This window comes from Curtobacterium sp. MCLR17_051, assembly GCF_003234395.1.
Classification (GTDB): Bacteria; Actinomycetota; Actinomycetes; order Actinomycetales; family Microbacteriaceae; genus Curtobacterium; species Curtobacterium flaccumfaciens.
The window spans coordinates 51,631-72,016 of sequence record NZ_QKTA01000021.1 but is presented as its reverse complement, the minus strand read 5'-3'; the positions used below and the strand labels follow the sequence as shown (position 1 = coordinate 72,016).

General features: G+C 70.4%; 16 protein-coding genes. 2 read left to right on the top strand and 14 right to left on the bottom strand.

The features are described 5' to 3' along the window. Nucleotides 1-442: 442 nt before the first annotated feature. The 13 genes from DEJ06_RS15620 to otsA all read right to left on the bottom strand — a co-directional run bounded on the left by DEJ06_RS15620 (nt 443) and on the right by otsA (nt 15,102). Nucleotides 443-1,213 carry a fumarylacetoacetate hydrolase family protein gene (locus tag DEJ06_RS15620; protein ID WP_027466538.1) on the bottom strand — a complete coding sequence of 257 codons (771 nt, stop codon included), beginning with the start codon at nt 1,211-1,213 and terminating at the stop codon, nt 443-445. A 30-nt stretch (nt 1,214-1,243) separates the two neighbouring features. Next, complete coding sequence (locus DEJ06_RS15615; RefSeq protein WP_027466537.1) at nt 1,244-2,353, bottom strand: branched-chain amino acid aminotransferase; 1,110 nt, start codon at nt 2,351-2,353, stop codon at nt 1,244-1,246. 15 nt (nt 2,354-2,368) lie between these two features. Beyond that, a complete protein-coding gene (locus DEJ06_RS15610; RefSeq protein ID WP_111039915.1) occupies nt 2,369-3,442 on the bottom strand; it encodes a 3-isopropylmalate dehydrogenase in 1,074 nt (357 codons plus the stop codon). Nucleotides 3,443-3,455: 13 nt separating this feature from the next. Continuing rightward, entirely contained in the window at nt 3,456-5,045 is a 1,590-nt protein-coding gene (serA, locus tag DEJ06_RS15605; RefSeq protein ID WP_110865397.1) for a phosphoglycerate dehydrogenase, read from the bottom strand. A gap of 156 nt (nt 5,046-5,201) precedes the next feature. Beyond that, nucleotides 5,202-5,585, bottom strand: a complete 384-nt coding sequence (locus tag DEJ06_RS15600) for a hypothetical protein (protein WP_146245885.1) — start codon at nt 5,583-5,585, stop codon at nt 5,202-5,204. Next, on the bottom strand, nt 5,582-6,046 hold the full coding sequence (locus DEJ06_RS15595; RefSeq protein WP_111047588.1) for a hypothetical protein: 465 nt from the start codon (nt 6,044-6,046) through the stop codon (nt 5,582-5,584). The genes DEJ06_RS15600 and DEJ06_RS15595 overlap by 4 nt, the downstream gene beginning before the upstream one ends. 59 nt (nt 6,047-6,105) lie before the next feature. Continuing rightward, nucleotides 6,106-7,296, bottom strand: coding sequence for a mannitol-1-phosphate 5-dehydrogenase (locus DEJ06_RS15590; protein WP_071405813.1), 1,191 nt, complete (start codon nt 7,294-7,296; stop codon nt 6,106-6,108). A 210-nt stretch (nt 7,297-7,506) separates the two neighbouring features. Continuing rightward, nucleotides 7,507-8,532: a ketol-acid reductoisomerase gene (gene ilvC / locus DEJ06_RS15585; protein WP_027466530.1), complete on the bottom strand. Its 1,026-nt coding sequence runs from the start codon at nt 8,530-8,532 to the stop codon at nt 7,507-7,509. A gap of 71 nt (nt 8,533-8,603) precedes the next feature. Next, on the bottom strand, nt 8,604-9,104 hold the full coding sequence (ilvN, locus tag DEJ06_RS15580) for an acetolactate synthase small subunit (protein ID WP_017888842.1): 501 nt from the start codon (nt 9,102-9,104) through the stop codon (nt 8,604-8,606). Next, nucleotides 9,101-10,924, bottom strand: a complete 1,824-nt coding sequence (locus DEJ06_RS15575) for an acetolactate synthase large subunit (protein WP_027466529.1) — start codon at nt 10,922-10,924, stop codon at nt 9,101-9,103. Before DEJ06_RS15575 ends, ilvN begins: the two co-directional genes overlap by 4 nt. 45 nt (nt 10,925-10,969) lie before the next feature. Further along, nucleotides 10,970-12,664: a dihydroxy-acid dehydratase gene (gene ilvD / locus DEJ06_RS15570; protein ID WP_111039910.1), complete on the bottom strand. Its 1,695-nt coding sequence runs from the start codon at nt 12,662-12,664 to the stop codon at nt 10,970-10,972. 70 nt (nt 12,665-12,734) lie between these two features. Then, a complete protein-coding gene (otsB, locus tag DEJ06_RS15565) occupies nt 12,735-13,517 on the bottom strand; it encodes a trehalose-phosphatase (protein ID WP_111039909.1) in 783 nt (260 codons plus the stop codon). Continuing rightward, complete coding sequence (gene otsA, locus DEJ06_RS15560) at nt 13,510-15,102, bottom strand: alpha,alpha-trehalose-phosphate synthase (UDP-forming) (protein WP_071405817.1); 1,593 nt, start codon at nt 15,100-15,102, stop codon at nt 13,510-13,512. The genes otsB and otsA overlap by 8 nt, the downstream gene beginning before the upstream one ends. Nucleotides 15,103-15,352: 250 nt before the next feature. Between otsA and DEJ06_RS15555 the strand changes: the two genes are divergently transcribed. Together DEJ06_RS15555 and DEJ06_RS15550 are read left to right on the top strand one after the other, a co-directional pair. Further along, nucleotides 15,353-18,115 carry a hypothetical protein gene (locus DEJ06_RS15555; protein WP_111039908.1) on the top strand — a complete coding sequence of 921 codons (2,763 nt, stop codon included), beginning with the start codon at nt 15,353-15,355 and terminating at the stop codon, nt 18,113-18,115. 83 nt (nt 18,116-18,198) lie between these two features. Next, a complete protein-coding gene (locus DEJ06_RS15550) occupies nt 18,199-19,170 on the top strand; it encodes a magnesium transporter CorA family protein (RefSeq protein WP_071246402.1) in 972 nt (323 codons plus the stop codon). A gap of 51 nt (nt 19,171-19,221) precedes the next feature. On the opposite strand, the gene DEJ06_RS15545 is transcribed toward DEJ06_RS15550, so the two are convergent. Beyond that, nucleotides 19,222-20,373, bottom strand: coding sequence for an SLC13 family permease (locus DEJ06_RS15545; protein WP_111039914.1), 1,152 nt, complete (start codon nt 20,371-20,373; stop codon nt 19,222-19,224). Between the last annotated feature and the right edge of the window lie 13 nt (nt 20,374-20,386).

The window sequence follows — 20,386 nt, the reverse complement described above, 5'->3', positions numbered from 1 at the left end:
CAAAAGGAATTGCTTCATGACCCAGTCAGCAAGCCGACCAGGCACGAGGTCAATCAATAAATTGGCATTGACAATGTGCACGCTGTTGAGTTCTCAAGGACCAGACGCACTCCCCGCTCGACCCCGAAAGGTTCCGCCAGAGAGGCATTCGTCTTGTACAACATCCTGGGCGCACAACCAGAGGTTATGTTTCCGAGGAGTTGGTTGCCTGAGCGGGACCCCGTCCGGACTGCATCTCCAGGTGTTCAACCCGATGATCGTCTCGGCCGTTCCGTTCTCCGCCTCAGCGGCAACGAGTGATTACTTTACGCAGAGGTGAACGGCAGCGCCAAGCCGGCCCACATCCCGGGCGTGTCGCCCTCCGCGCCGCGGTTGGGCACTCCCCCGGCAACGACGAACGGCCCGCTCCCCACCTGGGGGAACGGGCCGTTCGGGAGCGCTGTCAGTGCCGCGCGATGACCGGGTTCTTGAGCGAACCGATGCCGGAGATGGTGACCTCGACGATCTCACCGTCGCGGATCTGCCCGACACCGGCCGGAGTCCCGGTCAGGATGACGTCACCGGGCAGGAGGGTCCAGATGGAGGACACGAACTCGACGAGCGACGGGATGTCGTGCACCATCTCGTTCGTCGAGGCCGCCTGCCGGAGGTCACCGTCGACGCGGGTCTCGATGCGGATGTCCGACGGGTCGATCTCGGTCTCGATCACCGGGCCGAGCGGGCAGAACGTGTCGAAGCCCTTCGCCCGGGTCCACTGACCGTCGCGAGCCTGCAGGTCTCGGGCGGTCACGTCGTTGGCGATCGTGTAGCCGAGGATCACGCTCGCGAAGTCCTCGCGCCGGACGTTCTTCGCGAGCGAGCCGATCACGATGGCGAGTTCGCCCTCGTGGTCGACGCGTCCGATGTCGGCCGGGAGGCGGATGGGCTCGTCCGGACCGATCACCGAGGTGTTCGGCTTGAGGAACACCACCGGGTCGTCGCCGGCGCGTTCGTCCATCTCGGAGGCGTGCTCCGAGTAGTTGAGCCCGACGCCGATGACCTTCGACCGCGGGATGACGGGTGCGAGGAGCTTGGCGTCGGCGAGTGCCACGCGCTCCCCCGTGGTCTCGAACCCCTGGTACATCGGGTCTCCCGCGAGCACCACCAGAGCGCGCTCGTCGAGGATGCCGTACCGGGGGTCTTCACCCTTGCTGCTGAACCGTGCGATCTTCACCGTTCGACCCTACCCACGCCCGCCGGTCGATCAGGACGCGTCGGTCAGCTTGGTCATCCACCCGTGCGGGTCGGGACGACGGCCGTACTGGATGTCGGTGAGTTCATCGCGCAGGGACATCGTGAGTTCCCCAGCCCCCACGGTCGGCGAACCGATCGTGAAGCCGTCACCCCGGAGTTCGGCGATCGGGGTCACGACGGCGGCGGTCCCGCACGCGAACGCCTCGGTGATCGAGCCGTCTGCGACGCCGTCACGCCACTCGTCGAGGGTCACGCGGCGCTTCTCGACGGTCAGGCCGCGGTCCTCGGCCAACTGCAGGATCGAGTCACGCGTGATCCCCTCGAGGATGGAGTCGGAGTCCGGCGTGACGAGGGTGCCGTCGGACTTGACCAGGACGACGTTCATGCCGCCGAGCTCTTCGAGGTACTTGCCCTCCACCGAGTCGAGGAACATCACCTGCTGGCAGCCGTGCTCGTAGGCCTCTTGCTGGGGCAGCAGCGACGAGGCGTAGTTGCCGCCGGTCTTCGCCGCACCGGTCCCGCCCTTGCCAGCGCGCGCGTACTGCGTCGACAGCCAGATCGACACCGGCTTCGGGCCCGAGGTGAAGTACGCACCGGCGGGGCTCGCGATGCAGTGGTACGCGACGGCCTGTGCCGCGCGGACCCCGAGGAACGACTCCGTCGCGATCATGAACGGCCGCAGGTACAGGCTCGTCTCGGGCGCCGAGGGCACCCAGTCGACGTCGGTCTGCACGAGCTGCCGGATCGACTCGACGAACGCCTCGACCGGGAGCTCCGGGAGCGCCAGGCGTCGGGCGGACCGCTGGAAGCGTCGGGCGTTGGCGTCCGGTCGGAACGACCACACCGAGCCGTCCGCGTGCCGGTAGGCCTTGAGCCCCTCGAAGATCTCCTGGGCGTAGTGCAGGACGCTCGCGCTCGGGTCGAGGGACAGCGGCCCGTACGGGTGGATCGACGCGCTGTGCCAGCCGTCGTCGAGCGTCCACTCGACCGTCGCCATGTGGTCGGTGAAGTGCTTGCCGAAGCCCGGGTCGGCGAGGATCTGCTCACGCTCGGCAGCCGCGCGGCGGTCGGCGGACGGGGTGCTGGCGAACTCGAGTCCGAAGGCGGTGTCGGTGCTCATGGGGAGGACTCCTTCTCAGGCGGTGGTGGTGCGTGCCGTGGCCGCGGCGGCGATCGCGTCGCCGATCTCGGCCGTGCGACGCGGCGTGGTGCCCCGGTCGGCGAGGTCGGACTCCACCGCAGCCGTCACCGCGGCCGCCAGGTCACCGTGACCGAGGTGGTCGAGCAACAGGGCGACGGAACGGATCGCGGCGGTGGGGTCGGCCAGCTGCTGACCTGCGATGTCCGGCGCGGAACCGTGGACCGGCTCGAACATGCTGGGGAAGGTGCCGTCCGGGTTGATGTTGCCCGAGGCCGCCAGACCGATGCCGCCGCTGATCGCGCCGGCCAGGTCGGTGATGATGTCGCCGAACAGGTTGTCGGTGACGATGACGTCGAACCGTGCGGGGTCGCGGACCATGTGGATGGTGACCGCGTCCACGTGCTGGTAGTCGACCGTGACGTCCGGGTACTCGGCGCCGACGGCCGCGACGGTGCGCTGCCAGAGGGCTCCGGCGTGCACCAGGACGTTGCTCTTGTGCACGAGGGTCAGGTGGCGACGCGGGCGTCGGTCGGCCAGCGCGAAGGCGTACCGCACGACCCGTTCGACACCGAAGGCGGTGTTCAACGAGACCTCGGTCGCGATCTCGTGCGGGGTACCGGTCCGGATGGCGCCGCCGTTGCCGACGTAGGGCCCCTCGGTGCCTTCGCGGACGACCACGAAGTCGACCTCGCCGGGGTCGGCGAGCGGCGTCGGGACGGCCGGGTGCACCGTCGTCGGCCGGAGGTTCACGTAGTGGTCGAACGCGAAGCGGAGCTTGAGGAGCAGCCCGCGCTCGATGATGCCGCCGGCGAGCCGCGGGTCACGCGGGTCACCGCCGACCGCTCCGAGCAGGATCGCGTCGTGCTGCGCGATCGCTGCCATGTCGTCGTCGGTCAGGATGTCGCCGGTCTCCAGGTACCGTGCGGCGCCGAGGGAGAACGGGGTCTCCTGCACCACGAGGTCGTCCGGCAGGACCGCGTGCAGGACCTTCAGGGCCTCGTCGACGACCTCGGGGCCGATGCCGTCACCACGGATGACCGCGAGTCGGATCGTCTGCGCGCTGCTCATGTCCGCCACTCCCCTAGAGCGTGATGTCGATCTCGCGGAGCGAGGACGCGTCGATCGCCGAGCGGACGTGCTCGAGGATCTCGGCCGGCACGGGCGAGTCGACGGTCAGGACGCTCAGTGCCTGGCCACCGGCGGCTTCGCGCGAGATCTGCATCGCGGCGATGTTGATGCCGGCCTGGCCGAACTCCTTGCCGTAGACCGCGACGATGCCCGGACGATCGGTGTACTCCATGACGACGTGGTGCCGGTCGAGCGGCACCTCGACGTCGTGCCCGTTGATCTCGACGAGCTTCTCGACCTGCTTCGGGCCGGTGAGCGTGCCGGAGACGCTGATCGCCGGGCCATCGGACTGGGCACCGCGGATCGTCAGCACGTTGCGGTACTCGGGGCTGTCGGTCTCGGTGATGAGGCGGACGGTGACCCCGCGCTGCTCGGCGATGAGCGGAGCGTTGACGTAGGAGACCTGGTCGCTGACGACGTCGGTGAAGACGCCCTTGAGCGCCGCGAGCTTCAGCACGCTGACGTCGTACTCGGCGAGCTCGCCGTGCACCTCGACGTCGATGCTCGTGACCGGCGACGTCGCGAGGGCGGTGAAGACCTGGCCGAGCTTCTCGACGAGCGGGATGCCGGGGCGCACGTACGGGTCGATGACCCCGCCCGCGACGTTGACCGCGTCGGGCACGAGCTCGCCGCCGAGGGCGAGACGGACCGACTTGGCGACCGAGACGCCTGCCTTCTCTTGCGCTTCGTCGGTGGAGGCGCCGAGGTGCGGCGTCACGACGACGTTCGGGAGTGCCAGGAGCGGCGAGTCCTTCGGGGGCTCGGCGACGAAGACGTCGAGGCCGGCGCCGGCGATGGTGTTCGACGTGAGGGCCCGGTGCAGGGCGTCCTCGTCGATCAGGCCACCGCGGGCCACGTTCACGACGAACGCGGTCGGCTTCATCAGGGCGAACTGGGCGTCCGAGATCATGCCGAGGGTCTCCGGCGTCCTCGGCATGTGGATCGTGGTGAAGTCCGCCCGACGCAGCAGGTCCTCGAGGGAGACGAGCTCGACCCCGAGCTGCTGCGCACGTGCCGTGGTGACGTACGGGTCGTACGCGATGACCGTCACGCCGAAGGCCTGCAGCCGCTGGGTGATGAGCGCGCCGATGCGGCCGAGGCCGATGATGCCGACGGTCTTCTCGTAGAGCTCGACACCGGTGTACGACGAGCGCTTCCACGCACCGGCGGCCAGCGAGGCGTGGGCGGCCGGGATGTGCCGTGCGAGCGACAGGATGTGCCCCACCGTGAGCTCCGCCGCCGAGATGATGTTCGAGGTCGGGGCGTTCACCACCATCACGCCGGCGGTCGTCGCGGCCTTGATGTCGACGTTGTCGAGGCCGACGCCGGCACGGGCGACGACCTTGAGGACCGGTGCCGCGGCGATCGCCTCGGCGTCGATCTTGGTGGCGGACCGCACGAGGACGGCGTGCGCGTCGGACAGCGCCGCCAGGAGCGCCGGACGGTCGGTGCCGTCCACGTTCCGGATCTCGAAGTCGGGCCCGAGGGCGTCGACCGTTGCGGGCGAGAGTTCTTCGGCGATCAGGACGACCGGCTTCGACACAGCAGCTGTTTCCTCACTCGAGACGGTTGGTATCCCACCATGCTATCGACGCGGGCCGGTGGTTACGACCGCGGGAGCGGTCCTGTGGAGAACCACACGAGGGCAGGAGGGGCGGGGCGGGGCCGCACCGCGCCTCCTAGCCGTCGGCGGGTCGCGTCAGAAGTCCAGCAGCGTCGGGACGAACAGCTGGAGGTCGAGCCAGAGGGCGCCGGCGCCCGCGAAGGCGACCACGAACACCGCGATCGTGACGGGCAGGCTCGAACGCCGGGTGATGACGATCGCCGCGACGAACGCGACCGGCGCGATGAAGATGTCGAGCACGAGCCACAGCCACGGGGTGCTGGTCTGCAGCGAGTCGCCGCCCGAGGTCGTCTGGAGGAACGCGTTGAAGGCGTCCACCCGCTGGTTGATCTGCGTCAGGTTGCCGACGGCCTGCACCGTCATGTACGCGAACAGCGCGGCGAACACGACCCAGACCACGATCTTCGCGACCACGGGGGCGCTGTTCCGGCGGGTCGTCGCCGGCACTGCCCCGGTCACCCGAAGCTCCGCGTCAGGAGGAACGGCCAGGGGAAGAGCACGACGGCGCCGAGGAGCATCCAGAGCAGGCGGGTCCGCGTGCGGCTGCTGCGCGCCGCCCAGAGCACCACCGTGAACCAGAGTGCCGGCGCGAGGATCGCGAGGAAGCGGAGCACCTCGACGAAGAGCGTGAGGACCGTGTCGACGCCGGAGACGTACGCCGTCGACGCGGTGAGGAGCCAGGCCACCGTGTAGAGGAGGTAGAGGCCTCCGAAGACACCGAACCCGACGAGCGCGCCGGAGGTCTCGGGCGCCTCGGGGTCCCGCTCGCCGCGCTCGCGCACCGCCACCGGGTTGTGCGCCGCGTCGACGTGGGTGGCGTCGTCGGCGTCACCCCAGCTGAGGGCGGCGTCGTCGGTGTCGACGGCGTTCGGCACGTCCGGGTCGATCGACCCGTCTGGTGGGGATGCTGCCGTGGTCATGCCCCGATTCTACGAGGGACACGACACCGGGAGGACCAGCGACGGCCGGGAGGCCGACGTCAGACGTCGGCCGGCTGCGTCGCGAGGACCTCGGCGACGACGTCGCGGACGGCCGGGAAGAGCGGGTGGCTCTCCATCAGGCCCGTGAGGATCTCGGTCAGCGCGTGCGCGGTCGCCCCGGAACGCAGGAGTGCGTGCAGCTCGATCGACTCCGGGTCGTTCTCGTCGTCGAATGCGAGCGCCACGCGGACGGCGCCCAGCAGGTGCTCCACGGGCAGGCCGCGCTCGGCGAGCTGCGACGCCGGGCCGACGAAGCGTTCACGACGGCCGAGCTTGCGGAGCGGGTTGCGGCCGACGCGCGCGGTGGAGTCCGGCAGGTGCGGGTTCGCGATGCGGGAGAGGTTCGCGGCGACGTAGCGCGCGTGGTCCTCGGGGTCGAAGCCGTGCTTCGCGATCAGCAGTGCGGTGGTCTCGGCGAGCACCCCGTCGACCTCGGCGCGGACGGCGTCGTCCTCGAGTGCTTCGCGGATGAGCCGGATGCCCCGCACGTAGCCGTGGTAGGCGGCGGTGGCGTGCGCCGTGTTGACCGTGTAGAGCTTGCGCTCGACGAACGGCTGCAGGTCGTCGACCCAGGTGACGCCCTCGATCGTCGGCGGTTCGGCGTCGGAGCCCAGGAACGGGGTGCGCTCGATGACCCACTCGTAGAACGGTTCGAGCACGACGTCGAGGCCGCCGGACTGACCGAGCACACCGGACTGGTCCGGGACGATGCGGTCGATCGCGCAGTTCGCGAAGACGGCGGCGATGTCGCGGTCTTCGAGGATCGGGGCGCGGCGGATGCTGGCGTGCAGCGAGTCGGTCGCGTTGAACGCGTTCTCGCAGGCGACGATCGTGACGTCGCCGCGCTCGAGCGGGCGTGCCGCGAGGCCTTCGGCGATGAGCGGCGCGACGAGCGGGAGCGTGCGTGCGCCCACGGCGGTGGTCACGACGTCGGCCTCGGCGATGGCCTGCACCACACGCTCGCGGTCGGTCTTGCTGCTGAGCGCGCGGAACCCGTAGACGAGGTGCTCGACCGGCATCTCGCCGACCTCGTGCACCACGAACCGGCCGGCTTCGTTCAGGGCCGAGACCACGCGTTCGTCGACGTCGACGAAGGTGAGCTCGTAGCCGCTCGCCACGAGGAACTGGCCCACGAACCCGCGCCCGATCTTGCCGGCGCCGATGTGGACCGCTCGCTTCGTCACCGCCATCGAACGATCATCCCATGCTGGTCGGGGCGGTCCTGACCGCGGGTGCGCAGCACGGCCGACGGGTGTCGGGAATCGTCCGCGCGCACGGCGGAGGGACGCCGGTCCGTGGCGTCGGGGCTGGAGAAGAGCTGCTGCATAACGTTCGGGTCACATCGCGAGGCGGCGGTGCAGGTGCACCGCCGCCTCGCAGGTCGAGTGGTTCTCGGAAGACTACCGCGCGGCCGAGCCGTCCACGTAGTCGCCGTCGTTCTGCTTCCACGCGAAGAGCGCGCGGAGCTCACGGCCGGTGGCCTCGATCGGGTGGCCCTCGCCCTTGGCACGGAGCGCCTTGAACTCCGGTGCGCCGGCGTCCTGGTCCTCGATAAAGCGCTTCGCGAAGGCACCGTTCTGGATGTCCGCGAGCACCGCCTTCATGTTCTCCTTGACGTCCGGCGAGATCACGCGCGGGCCGGAGACGTAGTCACCGAACTCAGCGGTGTCGGAGATCGACCAGCGCTGCTTGGTGAGGCCGCCCTCCCAGATGAGGTCGACGATGAGCTTGAGCTCGTGCAGGACCTCGAAGTAGGCGATCTGCGGCTGGTAGCCCGCCTCGACCAGGGTCTCGAAGCCGTACTGGATGAGCTGCGAGGTGCCACCGCAGAGGACGGCCTGCTCGCCGAACAGGTCGGTCTCGGTCTCCTCGGTGAAGGTCGTCTTGATGCCGCCGGAGCGGAGGCCACCGATCGCCTTGGAGTACGACCACGCGAGGTCCCAGGCGGAACCGGACGCGTCGACCTCGACGGCGACGATCACGGGGACGCCACGGCCGGCTTCGTACTCGCGACGGACGGTGTGGCCCGGGCCCTTCGGCGCGACGAGCGACACGTCGACGCCCTCGGGCGCCTCGATGTAGCCGAAGCGGATGTTGAAGCCGTGGCCGAAGACGAGCGTCGCGCCCGGCTTGAGGTTCGGGCGGATGTCCTCGGCGTAGACGATGCGCTGGACCTGGTCCGGCGCGAGGATGACGACGACGTCGGCCCAGGCGGTGGCGTCGCCCGGGGTGTGGACCTCGAAGCCCGCCTCTTCGGCCTTCTGCCGGCTCTTCGAGCCCTCCTGCAGGCCGATCTTCACCTCGACACCCGAGTCACGGAGGTTGAGGGCGTGGGCGTGGCCCTGCGAGCCGTAGCCGATGACGGCGACCTTCTTGCCCTGGATGAGCGTCAGGTCGGCGTCGGCGTCGTACACGATGTCAGTCACGAGGGTGTGTCTCCTTGGTTCTGTGGTCGGTGCCGGGCACCATCGGCGCCCGGGAAGGGTGTGACGGGCGCTCAGCGCACCCGGTCGGTGATGCTCTTCGGTCCGCGGCCCATGCCGAGGAGGCCCGCGCGGGCGAGCTCCTTGACGCCGTAGGGCTCGAGCACGCGGAGGATCGCCTGGATCTTGCCGGGGTCGCCGGTCACCTCGACGATCAGGGAGTCGGTCGCCACGTCGACGACCTGGGCACGGAACAGGTTCACTGCTTCGAGCACCGCCGAGCGCGTCTGGTTGTCGACGCGCACCTTCACGAGCATGTGCTCGCGCTGGACCGACTGCGAGAAGTCCAGTTCGACGATCTTGATGACGTTCACCAGCTTGTTGAGCTGCTTCGTCACCTGTTCCAGCGGGAGGTCCTCGACGTCGACGACGACCGTGATCCGGCTGAGGCCGTCCACCTCGGTGTTGCCGACGGCGAGCGACTCGATGTTGAACCCGCGCCGGGCGAAGAGTCCGGCGACACGGGTCAGCAGACCGGGCTTGTCCTCCACGAGGAGGGAGAGGACGTGGCTCATGCGGTTTCTCCCGTCATGTCGGCGTCCTCGTCGTCCCAGGTGGGCGCGAGTGCCTGGGCGTACTCGATGGACGAGTTGCTGACGCCCTGCGGGACCATCGGCCACACCATCGAGTCACGGCTCACGACGAAGTCGATCACCACCGGGCGGTCGTTGGTCGCGAGGGCGAGCTCGATCGCGGCGTCGACCTCGTCGGCCTTCTCGACCCGGATGCCGAGGGCACCGTAGGCGTCGGCCAGCTTCACGAAGTCCGGCACACGGCGCGAGGCGTGCCCCGTCTCGAGGTCGGTGAAGGAGTGCCGGCCGTCGTAGAACAGCGTCTGCCACTGCCGGACCATGCCGAGCGACGAGTTGTTGATGATCGCGACCTTGATCGGGATGTCGTTGATGACGCAGGTCGCGAGTTCCTGGTTCGTCATCTGGAAGCAGCCGTCGCCGTCGATCGCCCAGACCACACGGTCCGGCTGGGCGACCTTCGCACCCATCGCCGCGGGGACGGAGTAGCCCATCGTTCCGGCGCCACCGGAGTTGAGCCAGGCGTTGGGCCGCTCGTACTTGATGAACTGCGCGGACCACATCTGGTGCTGCCCGACACCGGAGGCGTAGACGGCCTCGGGACCGGAGAGCTCACCGATGCGCTTGATGATGCCCTGCGGCGCGAGGAGCCCGTCGGTCGGCTCGGCGTACCCGAGCGGGAAGTCGGTCTTGAGCTGGTGGAGCTTCGCCCACCACTCGTCGGTCGACGCGCGGTCCTCGACGGCGATGCCGCCCCAGGCGTCGAGCAGGTCGACCAGGACCTCACGGGCGTCACCGACGATCGGGACGTCGGCGAAGCGGATCTTCGAGATCTCGGCCGGGTCGATGTCGACGTGCACGACCTTGGCGTCCGGGGCGAACTCGTCGGCCTTGCCCGTCACGCGGTCGTCGAAGCGTGCGCCGAGGGCGACGATGAGGTCGCTGTCCTGCAGGCCGAGCACCGCGGGCACCGTGCCGTGCATGCCGGGCATGCCGAGGTGCTGCGGGTGCGAGTCCGGGAACGCACCGCGTGCCATCAGGGTCGTGACGACCGGCGCCCCGGTCGCCTCGGCGAAGCGGAGCAGCTCGGCGGTCGCGCGGGAGCGGATGACCCCGCCGCCGACGTAGAGCACCGGGCGCTTCGACTCGGACAGCAGCTGCGCGGCCGCGGTGATCTGCTTGCCGTGCGCCTTGGTCACCGGGCGGTAGCCGGGCAGGTCGATCTTGGGCGGCCACACGTAGGGAGCCGACTTCTGCTGGGCGTCCTTCGTGATGTCCACCAGCACGGGGCCGGGCCGACCGGTCGTCGCGATGAGGTGTGCCGCGGCGAGGGTCGCTGGCACGTCGGCCGGGTCGGTGACCAGGAACGAGTGCTTCGTGATGGGCATCGTGATGCCGACGATGTCGGCTTCCTGGAACGCGTCGGTGCCCATCAGCGTCGAGAACACCTGGCCGGTGATCGCGATGAACGGCACCGAGTCCATGTAGGCGTCGGCGATGGCCGTGACGAGGTTCGTCGCGCCGGGGCCGGACGTCGCGATGGCGACCCCGACCTTGCCGGACGACGAGGCGTAGCCCTCGGCGGCGTGGCCGGCGCCCTGCTCGTGACGGACGAGGATGTGGCGGATCGTGGTCGACGCCATCAGCTCGTCGTAGAACGGGATGATCGCGCCGCCGGGCAGGCCGAAGACGTCGGTGATCCCGAGGTGCTCGAGCGTCCGGAGGACGGCTCCCGAGCCGGTGAGGATCTCCGGCGACCGGCGTGCACCGGCGGCCGCGGACAACGGAGTTGCTTCCGTGGGCATGAGTGGTCCTTACCTGAGTGGTGGCGGTGGTGCGGGTGTCGGACGCTAGCCCGTGACCGCGCCCTGGGCGGCGGACTTCACGAGCTTGGCGTACTTCGCGAGGACTCCGCGGGTGTAGCGCGGGGGCAGCGGGGCCCAGCCGTCACGGCGGGCCTCCAGCTCGGCCGGGTCGACCAGTAGGTCGAGCGAGCGAGCCGCGATGTCGACACGGATGCGGTCGCCATCACGAACGAAAGCGACTGGACCTGCGTCCACTGCTTCCGGTGCGATGTGGCCGATGCACAGGCCGGTTGTGCCGCCTGAGAATCGACCGTCGGTCAAGAGTAGTACATCCTTGCCGAGGCCCGCGCCCTTGATGGCCGCGGTGATGGCGAGCATCTCGCGCATGCCCGGGCCACCCTTGGGGCCCTCGTAGCGGATGACGACGACGTCGCCCTTCTCGATCTTGCCCTCGGTCAGGGCGTCCATCGCCGCGCGTTCGCGGTCGAACACGCGGGCGGGGCCCTCGAAGACGGAGGCGTCGAAGCCCGCGGTCTTCACCACGGCGCCCTCGGGGGCGAAGGAGCCCTGCAGGATCGTCAGACCACCGGTGGCGTGGATCGGGTTGTCGAGCGTGCGGAAGACCTCGCCGTCGAGTGCCGGCGGGTCGATCTCGGCCAGGTTCTCGGCGACGGTCTTGCCCGTCACGGTCATGCAGTCGCCGTGCAGCAGGCCCGCGTCGAGCAGCGCCTTCATGATCACGGGGATGCCGCCGTTGCGGTCGACGTCGACCATGACGTACTTGCCGAAGGGCTTCATGTCCGCCAGGTGCGGGACCTTCGAGCCGATGCGGTTGAAGTCGTCCAGCGACAGCTCGACCTCGGCCTCGTAGGCGATCGCGAGCAGGTGCAGGATGACGTTCGTCGACCCGCCGAGGGCCATCGCGACGGCGATCGCGTTCTCGAAGGCTTCCTTGGTGAGGATCTGGCGGGCGGTGATGCCGTGCTCGAGCATGTTCACCACGGCCTCGCCGGAGCGGTGCGCGTAGTAGTCGCGGCGACGGTCGGCGCTCGGCGGAGCGGCGGAGCCCGGCAGCGACATACCGAGCGCTTCGGCGACCGAAGCCATCGTGTTCGCCGTGTACATGCCACCGCAGGCGCCCTCGCCGGGGACGATGGCGCACTCGATCTTCTTGAGCTCTTCCTCGCTCATGGTGCCGGCCTTGCAGGCACCGACGCCCTCGAAGGAGTCGATGATCGTGACTTCCTTCATCGTGCCGTCGGCCTGCTTCACGTAGCCCGGCATGACCGAACCCGCGTAGAGGAACACGCTCGCCAGGTCGAGTCGCGCGGCGGCCATCAGCATGCCGGGGAGCGACTTGTCGCAGCCGGCGAGCAGGACGGTGCCGTCGAGGCGCTCGGCGTTGACGACGGTCTCGACGCTGTCCGCGATGACCTCACGCGAGACGAGGGAGAAGTGCATGCCCTCGTGGCCCATCGAGATGCCGTCCGAGACGGAGATGGTGCCGAACTGCAGCGGGTAGCCGCCACCGGAGTGCACGCCCTCCTTCGCACCCTGCGCGAGGCGGTCGAGCGACAGGTTGCACGGCGTGATCTCGTTCCACGAGGACGCGATGCCGATCTGCGGCTTGCTCCAGTCCTCGTCTCCCATACCGACGGCCCGCAGCATGCCACGCGAGGTGGTTGCTTCGATCCCGTCGGTGACGACCCGGCTGCGCGGCTTGACGTCGATATCAGGCATGGGATGAGTCTAGGACGCTTTGGGATACCAGCCGTGCACCCCCGTGCATTCTCATGCTCGGGGGCCGTGATCAGCGGGTTGCGCGCAGCCTCGCGAGCTGCTTCAGGACCCCGGTCAGGGCCGCCGGGTCGGCGATGCGGTACCCGGCCCGGGTCTGGCCCGGCCCGACCTTCACCCCGACGTCGCCGTCGCCGAGCACGCGGAAGGCGTCCTCGTCGGTGACGTCGTCGCCGGCGAAGAACACCGCGTCGGCACCGTGCAGCTCGCGGAGCCGGGCGATCGCGTCGCCCTTCGTGACGTGGCGCACCGCGAACTCGACGATGTCCTTGCCACCGCGCTCGAGCACCTCGGGGTCGGCCTCGTGCGCCGCGCGGCTCGCCGCCGCGTTCGCCTCGGCCGCGACCTCGGCGGAGACGCGGCGCGTGTGCACCCCGTGCCCGGCGGGCTTGTGCTCGATGACGACGCCCGGGAACCGTTCACCGACCGCGTCGAGCGCCGCACCGATCCGTGCCACACGCTCGACCTCGTCATCGGACAGCGCGGCCTCGTCGTGGCCGTCCACGCGCCACTCGACGCCGTGCGAACCGACGAGCGCCATGTCCTCCGGCGCGTGGGTCACCGCGGCCAGGCTGCCGAGGGGACGCCCCGACACGAGCACCACCTCGGTGTCCTTCGCACGGTGCAGGGTCAGGACCGCGGCCCACGACCCGGGCAGCGCCCCGACCTGCGAGGGGTCGTCGGCGAAGGGGGCCAGCGTGCCGTCGAAGTCGAGGGCGACGATCAGTCGCGGCGCAGCCGCGAGCGTCTCGAGGGCCGCGTCGATGGCGGACTGGTCGGTGGTGGTCTCAGTCATCACGTGCCTCCCGGGTGTCCTCGGCAGCCCTGGCGGACTGGGCGTCCTGGTCGAAGATCGACATGTTGTCGGTCTGCGCCTCGCGGTGCTGTTCGCGCGGGTCGGCGGCGGACGGGTCGATCTGGGCGTTCCGCGGCGCGTGCCGGTCGAGCGCCTCGAGGAACGAGCGCGACCAGCGCGCCACGTCGTTGTCGCGGACGCGTTTGCGGAGCGCGCGCATGCGCGTCGACCGCTCGCGACGCGGCATCTGGATGGCGCGCTCGATCGAGTCCTTGAGCGCCCCGATGTCGTGCGGGTTGACGATCACGGCCTGCTTGAGCTCGTCGGCCGCACCGGCGAACTCGGACAGGATGAGCACCCCGTCGTTGTCGAAGCGGGCGGCGACGTACTCCTTCGCGACGAGGTTCATGCCGTCGCGCAGTGCGGTGACGAGCATGATGTCGGCAGCGAGGTAGAGCGCCACCATCTCCTCGCGCGGGTAGCCGTGGTGCAGGTACGAGATCGGCTGGTGGCCGATGACGCCGAGGTCGCCGTTGATGCGGCCGACGCTCAGCTCGATCTCGTCGCGGAGTGCCGCGTACGAGTCGACACGCTCGCGGCTCGGGCTCGCGACCTGGATCAGGGTGGCGTCCTCGACCGCGATGCGGCCGTCCTCCACCAGCTCGCCGAAGGCCTTGATGCGGTGGCGGATGCCCTTGGTGTAGTCGAGCCGGTCGACGCCGAGCAGCACCGTCTTCGGGTTGCCCAGGCTCTCGCGGATCTCGCGCGCACGCTCCTGCACCTCGGGCTTGCGGGCGATCGCCTCGAAGCTCTCGGCGTCGATCGAGATCGGGAAGTGCCTGGCCTCGACGTGGCGGACCGTGATGCCCTTGCGGCTGCGCGGGGCTGCCGGGTCGTCCACCGGGACGTCGATCGTGGTGCCCTTGGTCGTGTAGCCCTTGATGTGGCGGACCGCTCGGAGGAAGTCGCTGGCGTCGTCGTGGCGCTGGAAGCCGATGACGTCGGCGCCGAGCAGCCCGTCGAGGATCTGCGCACGCCACGGCAGCTGCGCGTAGATGCCGACCGGCGGGAACGGGATGTGGTTGAAGAAGCCGATCGTCAGGTCGGGGCGCTTGGCGCGGAGCAGGGCCGGCACGAGCTGCAGCTGGTAGTCCTGCACCCAGACGATGCCGTCCTGCTCGACGATCTCGGCGATCTGCGCGGCGAAGCGCTCGTTCACGCGCTTGTACGCGTTCCACCAGTCACGGTGGTAGCTCGGGTGCTCGATGACGTCGTGGTACAGCGGCCAGAGCGTGTCGTTGCTGAAGCCCTCGTAGTACTCCTCGACGTCGTCGTCGGAGAGCGGGACGGGGACGATGTGGATGCCCTCGTTGTCGAACGGTGCGACCTCGACCTCGGCCTGCCCCACCCAGCCGACCCAGGCTCCGTCGTTCGCGCGCATCACGGGTTCGAGGGCGGTCACGAGGCCACCCGGCGAGTGCCGCCAGCCCTCGTTGCCGTCCTGGTCGACGACGCGGTCCACCGGGAGTCGGTTGGAGGCGACGACGAACGAGTAGCGGGTCTGTTCGGTGCGGTCTGCAGGCATGGGGTGGTGTGATCTCCGTTCCGCCCGGCCGGGGCCGGGTGCGTCGGGTGCGTCGGTGCGTCGGGTGCGACGGCCGGCGTGGTGCGCCGGGTGGTCCGGCGTGCTGCGCCGGGTGCGCTGCCGAAGTTACCAGCGTGGGGACAGCGTATTCACGGCGGATCGGCGGGTCCGCTACGCTGCAGGCACGTGTCGGGGGGACACGGGTGCTGGAGTGCGGCGCCGGCCTCCCGGTCGGAGAGGACCCCCAGCCGTGAGCGAGAACCCGCCCAACCAGCCCGTCCCGCCGTCGCAGCCCGGTCCGGGCCAGCCCGGTACCGGCCAGCCCGGATCGGGCCAGCCCGCTTCCGGCCAGCCCGCCTGGAACGGCCAGCCCGCCTGGCAGCAGCAGCCTGGAGGCCCGCAGCAGTGGTCGGGTCAGCCCGCCCCCGCCGCGCAGCCGTCCGATGCGTTCGGTCGCTTCCTGCGGTCCGTGTCCGGTCGCGACTGGCTGGCGGCCGTGCTCGCCGCCGTCGGCGGCTGGGTCGCGGCGTACGTCGTCGCCGGGCTCTCGCTGCTCATCACCGTCGGACTGCTCGCGTCGGGCGGCAGCGGGTCGGCCGCTCCGTCCACCGGGTCCGGCACCGACCTCGGCGCGGGCTCGGCTCCCGACGTGGAGTCCCTGCTGTCCGGCGTGAGCGTCCTGCTCGGCGCGCCGGCGCAGCTCGTGGCCCTCGCCGACCTCGGCCGACTGCACCTGTCCGGGTCGATCGGGTTCCTCGGTTCCGGCTCGGGCTCGCTCGCCGTGGTGCCCGCGCTGGTGCTCGCCGCGCAGGTCGTCCTGGCCGTCGTGCTCACCCGCCGGATCCGCACGCGTGGCCTCGGCCGCACGCAGGTGCTCGTCACCGCGGTGGTCTCCGGCCTCGTCACCACCGTGCTCACGAACGTCGCCGCCGGCCTCTTCGCGATCCGGTTCCCGTCGGTGTCCGGCGCGGTCATCGAGCCGGTGCACGCCGTCGGTTTCGGCAGCATCATCGGTGCGTTCGTCATCGGGGCCCTGGCGGCACTCCTCGCCCGGCCCTCCGTCCTCGCCGGGCGCAACGTCTTCACCGCCCGCCTGCTCGGCACGCTCCGGGTCGCCGCGTCGCAGCTCACGGTCCTCGTCGTGCTGGTCGCCCTCGTCGTCATCGTCGTCGCCCTGATCGCCCAGCCGTCCTACGGCTCCGCGTTGCCGCTCCTGCTCGGCAACGTCGCGATCGGGCTGACCGCGCTCGGGTTCTTCGGTGGTGTGGGGACGTCCGGCTTCGGGTCCGCCAGCGACACCGCCTCGGTGTTCGGCGGAGCCGGTGGTTGGACCTGGCTCGTCGTGCTGTTCGTCGTCGTCACCTCGGTCGCGGCCGGGCTCGCCCTCGCCGTCCGCCGCAACGACCGGATCCGCACCACGCTCGACTGGGTCGTCACGCCGCTGGTGTGGTTCGCACTCGGTCTGCTCTGCTTCGTCCTCGGCACCGGCGTCGTCTCGTACCAGGTGAGCAGCACGAGCTCCGTGGACGGCTCGGGGTCGATCGGCATCGCGCCGTGGACGCCGATCGTCTTCGCCCTGTGGGGCGGCGCGATCGAGGTCGTCGCCCGGTACCTCGCCCCGGTGCTCCTGCCCCGCCTCGGCGGAGCCGTGGTGCTCCGGACGTCCCGCCTGGTCGGAGCGGACCCCCGCCCCGTCGTGCCGCCGGCGTTCCCGGCCGGGCCCGCTGCCGGCCAGGGTGCGCCCGTCGCGCCCGTCGACCCGGCCGCGCCCGGTGCTCCCGTCGCGCCCGGCGCTCCCGTTGCGCCCGGCGCGCCTGTCGCCGCGGACGCGCCGGCTGCCGCCGCGTGGAACACTCCCCCGGCCGCTGACCAGCACGTGCCGTACCCGTCGGCCGCGCCTGCCCAGGAGCCCGCGTACGGAGTGCAGTCGATCTCCGGCACGCAGCCGGCTGCCGGGTCGCAGCCGCCCTACGGCACGCTGCCCCCGTACGGCGCACAACCGGCCGACGGGTCGCAGCCGTTCATCGGCGGTGGTGCCCCCGCTCCGGCACCGATGTCCCCGCGGGCAAAGAAGATCCTGGTCCGTTCGCTCATCGCCGGTGGCGCCGTGATCGTCGTCGTCATCGCCGGTGCGGTCACGACGAGCGTCCTCCGCGCCAACGTCTGGGGTCCGGCGCCGACCGTGAAGTCCTACGTGCAGGCCATCGCCAGCGGTGACGCCGACTCCGCCGCCGACCTGAGCGAGATCCCCGACGACGCGGCGATGCTCGACTCGAAGGTGCTCGGGAGCGCGAAGGACCGCCCGTCGGACATCCGCGTCGGCCGGGTCGCCCGGACCGGTGACACCGCCATCGCCACCCTGAGCTACACCCAGGACGGCAAGAACCGCTCCGGCCAGGTGTCGCTGCGGCGCACGGGCACCTCGTTCCTGGTGAAGGACGAGTGGCGTGTCACCCAGCCGCTGGCCCAGCAGGTCACCCTGACGGCCTCGGACGTCCTCGAGGGCGCTCCGGTGACCGTCGGCGGCAAGGAGATCGGGGAGATCAGCGACGGCAAGTTCACGTCCCTCGCCTACCCCGGCACCTACCAGGTCTCGGTCGGCGGGACGAAGTACTTCACCGGCGGCACCGAGAAGGTCGCCGTGGGTGCGGTCACGTCGGGCTACGTCGACTTCGCGCCGAAGGCGACCAAGGCACTCGAGCAGGACGCCGAGCAGTACGTGACCGACCTCATCGACGACTGCGCCGAGAAGACCGAGCTCCGGGCCCTGAGCGGCTGCCCCTGGTACGGGCCCTACGACGCCGACGGCGGCGTGCAGTACGACGTCACGTCGATGCCCGAGCTGGAGGTCGAGGCGTCGCGCGCCGGCACCGTGATGGTGACGAGCACGAAGGACGGGAGCGTCTCGTACGGCTACACCTCGTACCTCGGCGACAAGAAGCGCGGCGAGGACTCGTTCAGTGTGAACCAGTACCTGAAGGTGCAGGACGGCAAGCTCGTCTCCGCCTACTGAGCAGGAGCCGACCGAGCGGCTCCGCAGCACCACGACGGCCGACCCGGATCTCCCGGGTCGGCCGTCTCAGTAGGCTGACGAGCATGGTCAGGACACGGGCGTGGTGCAAGGGCGACACGGTCGAGCGGGACTTCCCCGTCGACCGGATCTCCGACCTCGTCGCCGATCCGGACACCTTCGTCTGGATCGACTACACCGACCCGACGTCGGCCGACCTCGAGCAGATCGAGGAGGAGCTCGGCATCCACGCACTCGCGGTCGAGGACGCCGTCGAGCACGGACAGCGGCCGAAGCTCGACCGGTACCGGGACAGCCTGTTCCTGGTCGTCTACGACGTGGGCGGCACGGACGACGAGGGTGACCTGATCACGCACGAGGTCAAGGCCTTCGTCACCGAACGGGCGCTCGTCACCATCCACGGGTCCGACGTCGACACCACCCCGATGGAACACCGGCTCACGGCGAACTCCGACATCGCCGAACACGGCGTGCCCTGGCTCGTCTGGGCGCTGCTCGACGCGGTCGTCGACCGTGCCACCGACACCGTCGAGGACCTCGAGCGGCAGATCGATGCGCTCGAGGACGACCTGTTCGAACCGGGAGACCCCCGCGAGCAGCAGATCCAGCGGCGGTCGTTCCGGCTCCGCAAGACCCTCGGGGTGCTCCGGCGGCTGGTCGTCCCGACGCGGGACAGCGTCGCCTCGTTGCTGCACGGTGACGCGGAGACGATCTCGAACGGCATCCGGCCGTACTTCCGCGACGTCGAGGACCACCTGGTCTCGATCGCCGACTCCGTCGAACAGCTCCGTGACGCCGTGTCGAGCGTGCTCGACACGACTCTGAACCTGGCGTCGAACCGGCAGAACACCGTCATGAAGAAGGTCACGAGCTGGGCGGCGATCATCGCGATCCCGACCGGTGTGACGAGCTTCTTCGGGCAGAACGTGGAGTTCCCGGGCGAGGGCGCCTGGAGTGGTCTCTGGGCCTCGCTCGCGATCATCACCGCGTCGTCGCTCGTGCTCTACCGCGTCTTCAAGACCCGCGACTGGCTCTGACCGCGCACGGCACCGGCACCGGCACCGCCTCGGCACCGGGCTCTGCCGGCGTCAGAGCGCGAGCGCCAGGACCCCGGCGAGGACGGTGAGCGGCGCGACGACGCACCCGAGCGCCATGTACCGGCCCCAGGACAGGTGCACGCCCTCGGCCGACAGCCGTGCGTGCCACAGCAGCGTCGCGAGTGAGGCCCACGGCGTGATGAGGCAGCCGGCGTTGACGCCGATGAGCAGCGCCGCGTACCGGACGGCCTCGTGCCCGGCGGCCGGTTCGAGCACCAGGTACGCCGGCAGGTTGTCGATGCCGTTCGCGGCGACCGCGCCCGCACCGCCGAGCAGCAGCAGCGGGCCGGTCCCGGTGCCGCCCTGCAGCGCGTGCACGATCGGGTCGGTGATGCCCGTCGTGTGCAGCGCCTCGACCACCACGAAGAGCCCGGCGGCGAACAGCAGGGTCGACCACGGCACGCGGGACACCCGGAGTTCGGACGGTGACCGGAACGCCGCGACCACGACGAGCACCACGGCGGCCAGGACCGCGGCGATCCACACGGTCACCCCGGCCGTCAGGGCGACGACGAGCGCGACGAGCACGGCGGAGGCCGCCCAGAAGAACACCGGGTCCTTCGGCGTGCGGACGGACACCGGCGAGTAGCGGCCGAACAGCTTGCCGCGGAACACCACGAGCAGGACGACGCACGGCACGACCACCCCGGCGACCGCGGGCCAGGCCATCAGCCCGGCGAACGGCAGCGGACCGCCGAGCCCCATCCGGTCGACGGCGAGCAGGTTCGTCAGGTTCGACACCGGCAGCAGCATCGAGGCCGTGTTCGCGAGCCAGACCGTGGTCAGGGCGAACGGCATCGGGGGCAGCCCCACGCGCCGTGCGAGCGAGATGACGATGGGGGTGAGGAGCACCGCGGTGGTGTCGATCGACAGGAAGACGGTGCAGAGCACGGCGAGCACGACGACCGCGCCCCAGAGGCCGATGGTGCGCCCGCCACCGACCCGGGCGGCGACGTCGGCGAGGCGGTCGAACACCCCGGCGTCCGCGGCGAGCTCGGCGACGACGGTCAGCCCGAGCACGAACCCGAGGACCGGCAGGACCCGGTCGGCGAGGACGGCGAGGTCGTCGAGGGGCAGCAGCCCGAACACGACGCAGACCGCGCCGACCACGAGCAGGGCCGCTCCGATGACCGCTTGACGCACGAACACTCCTCCG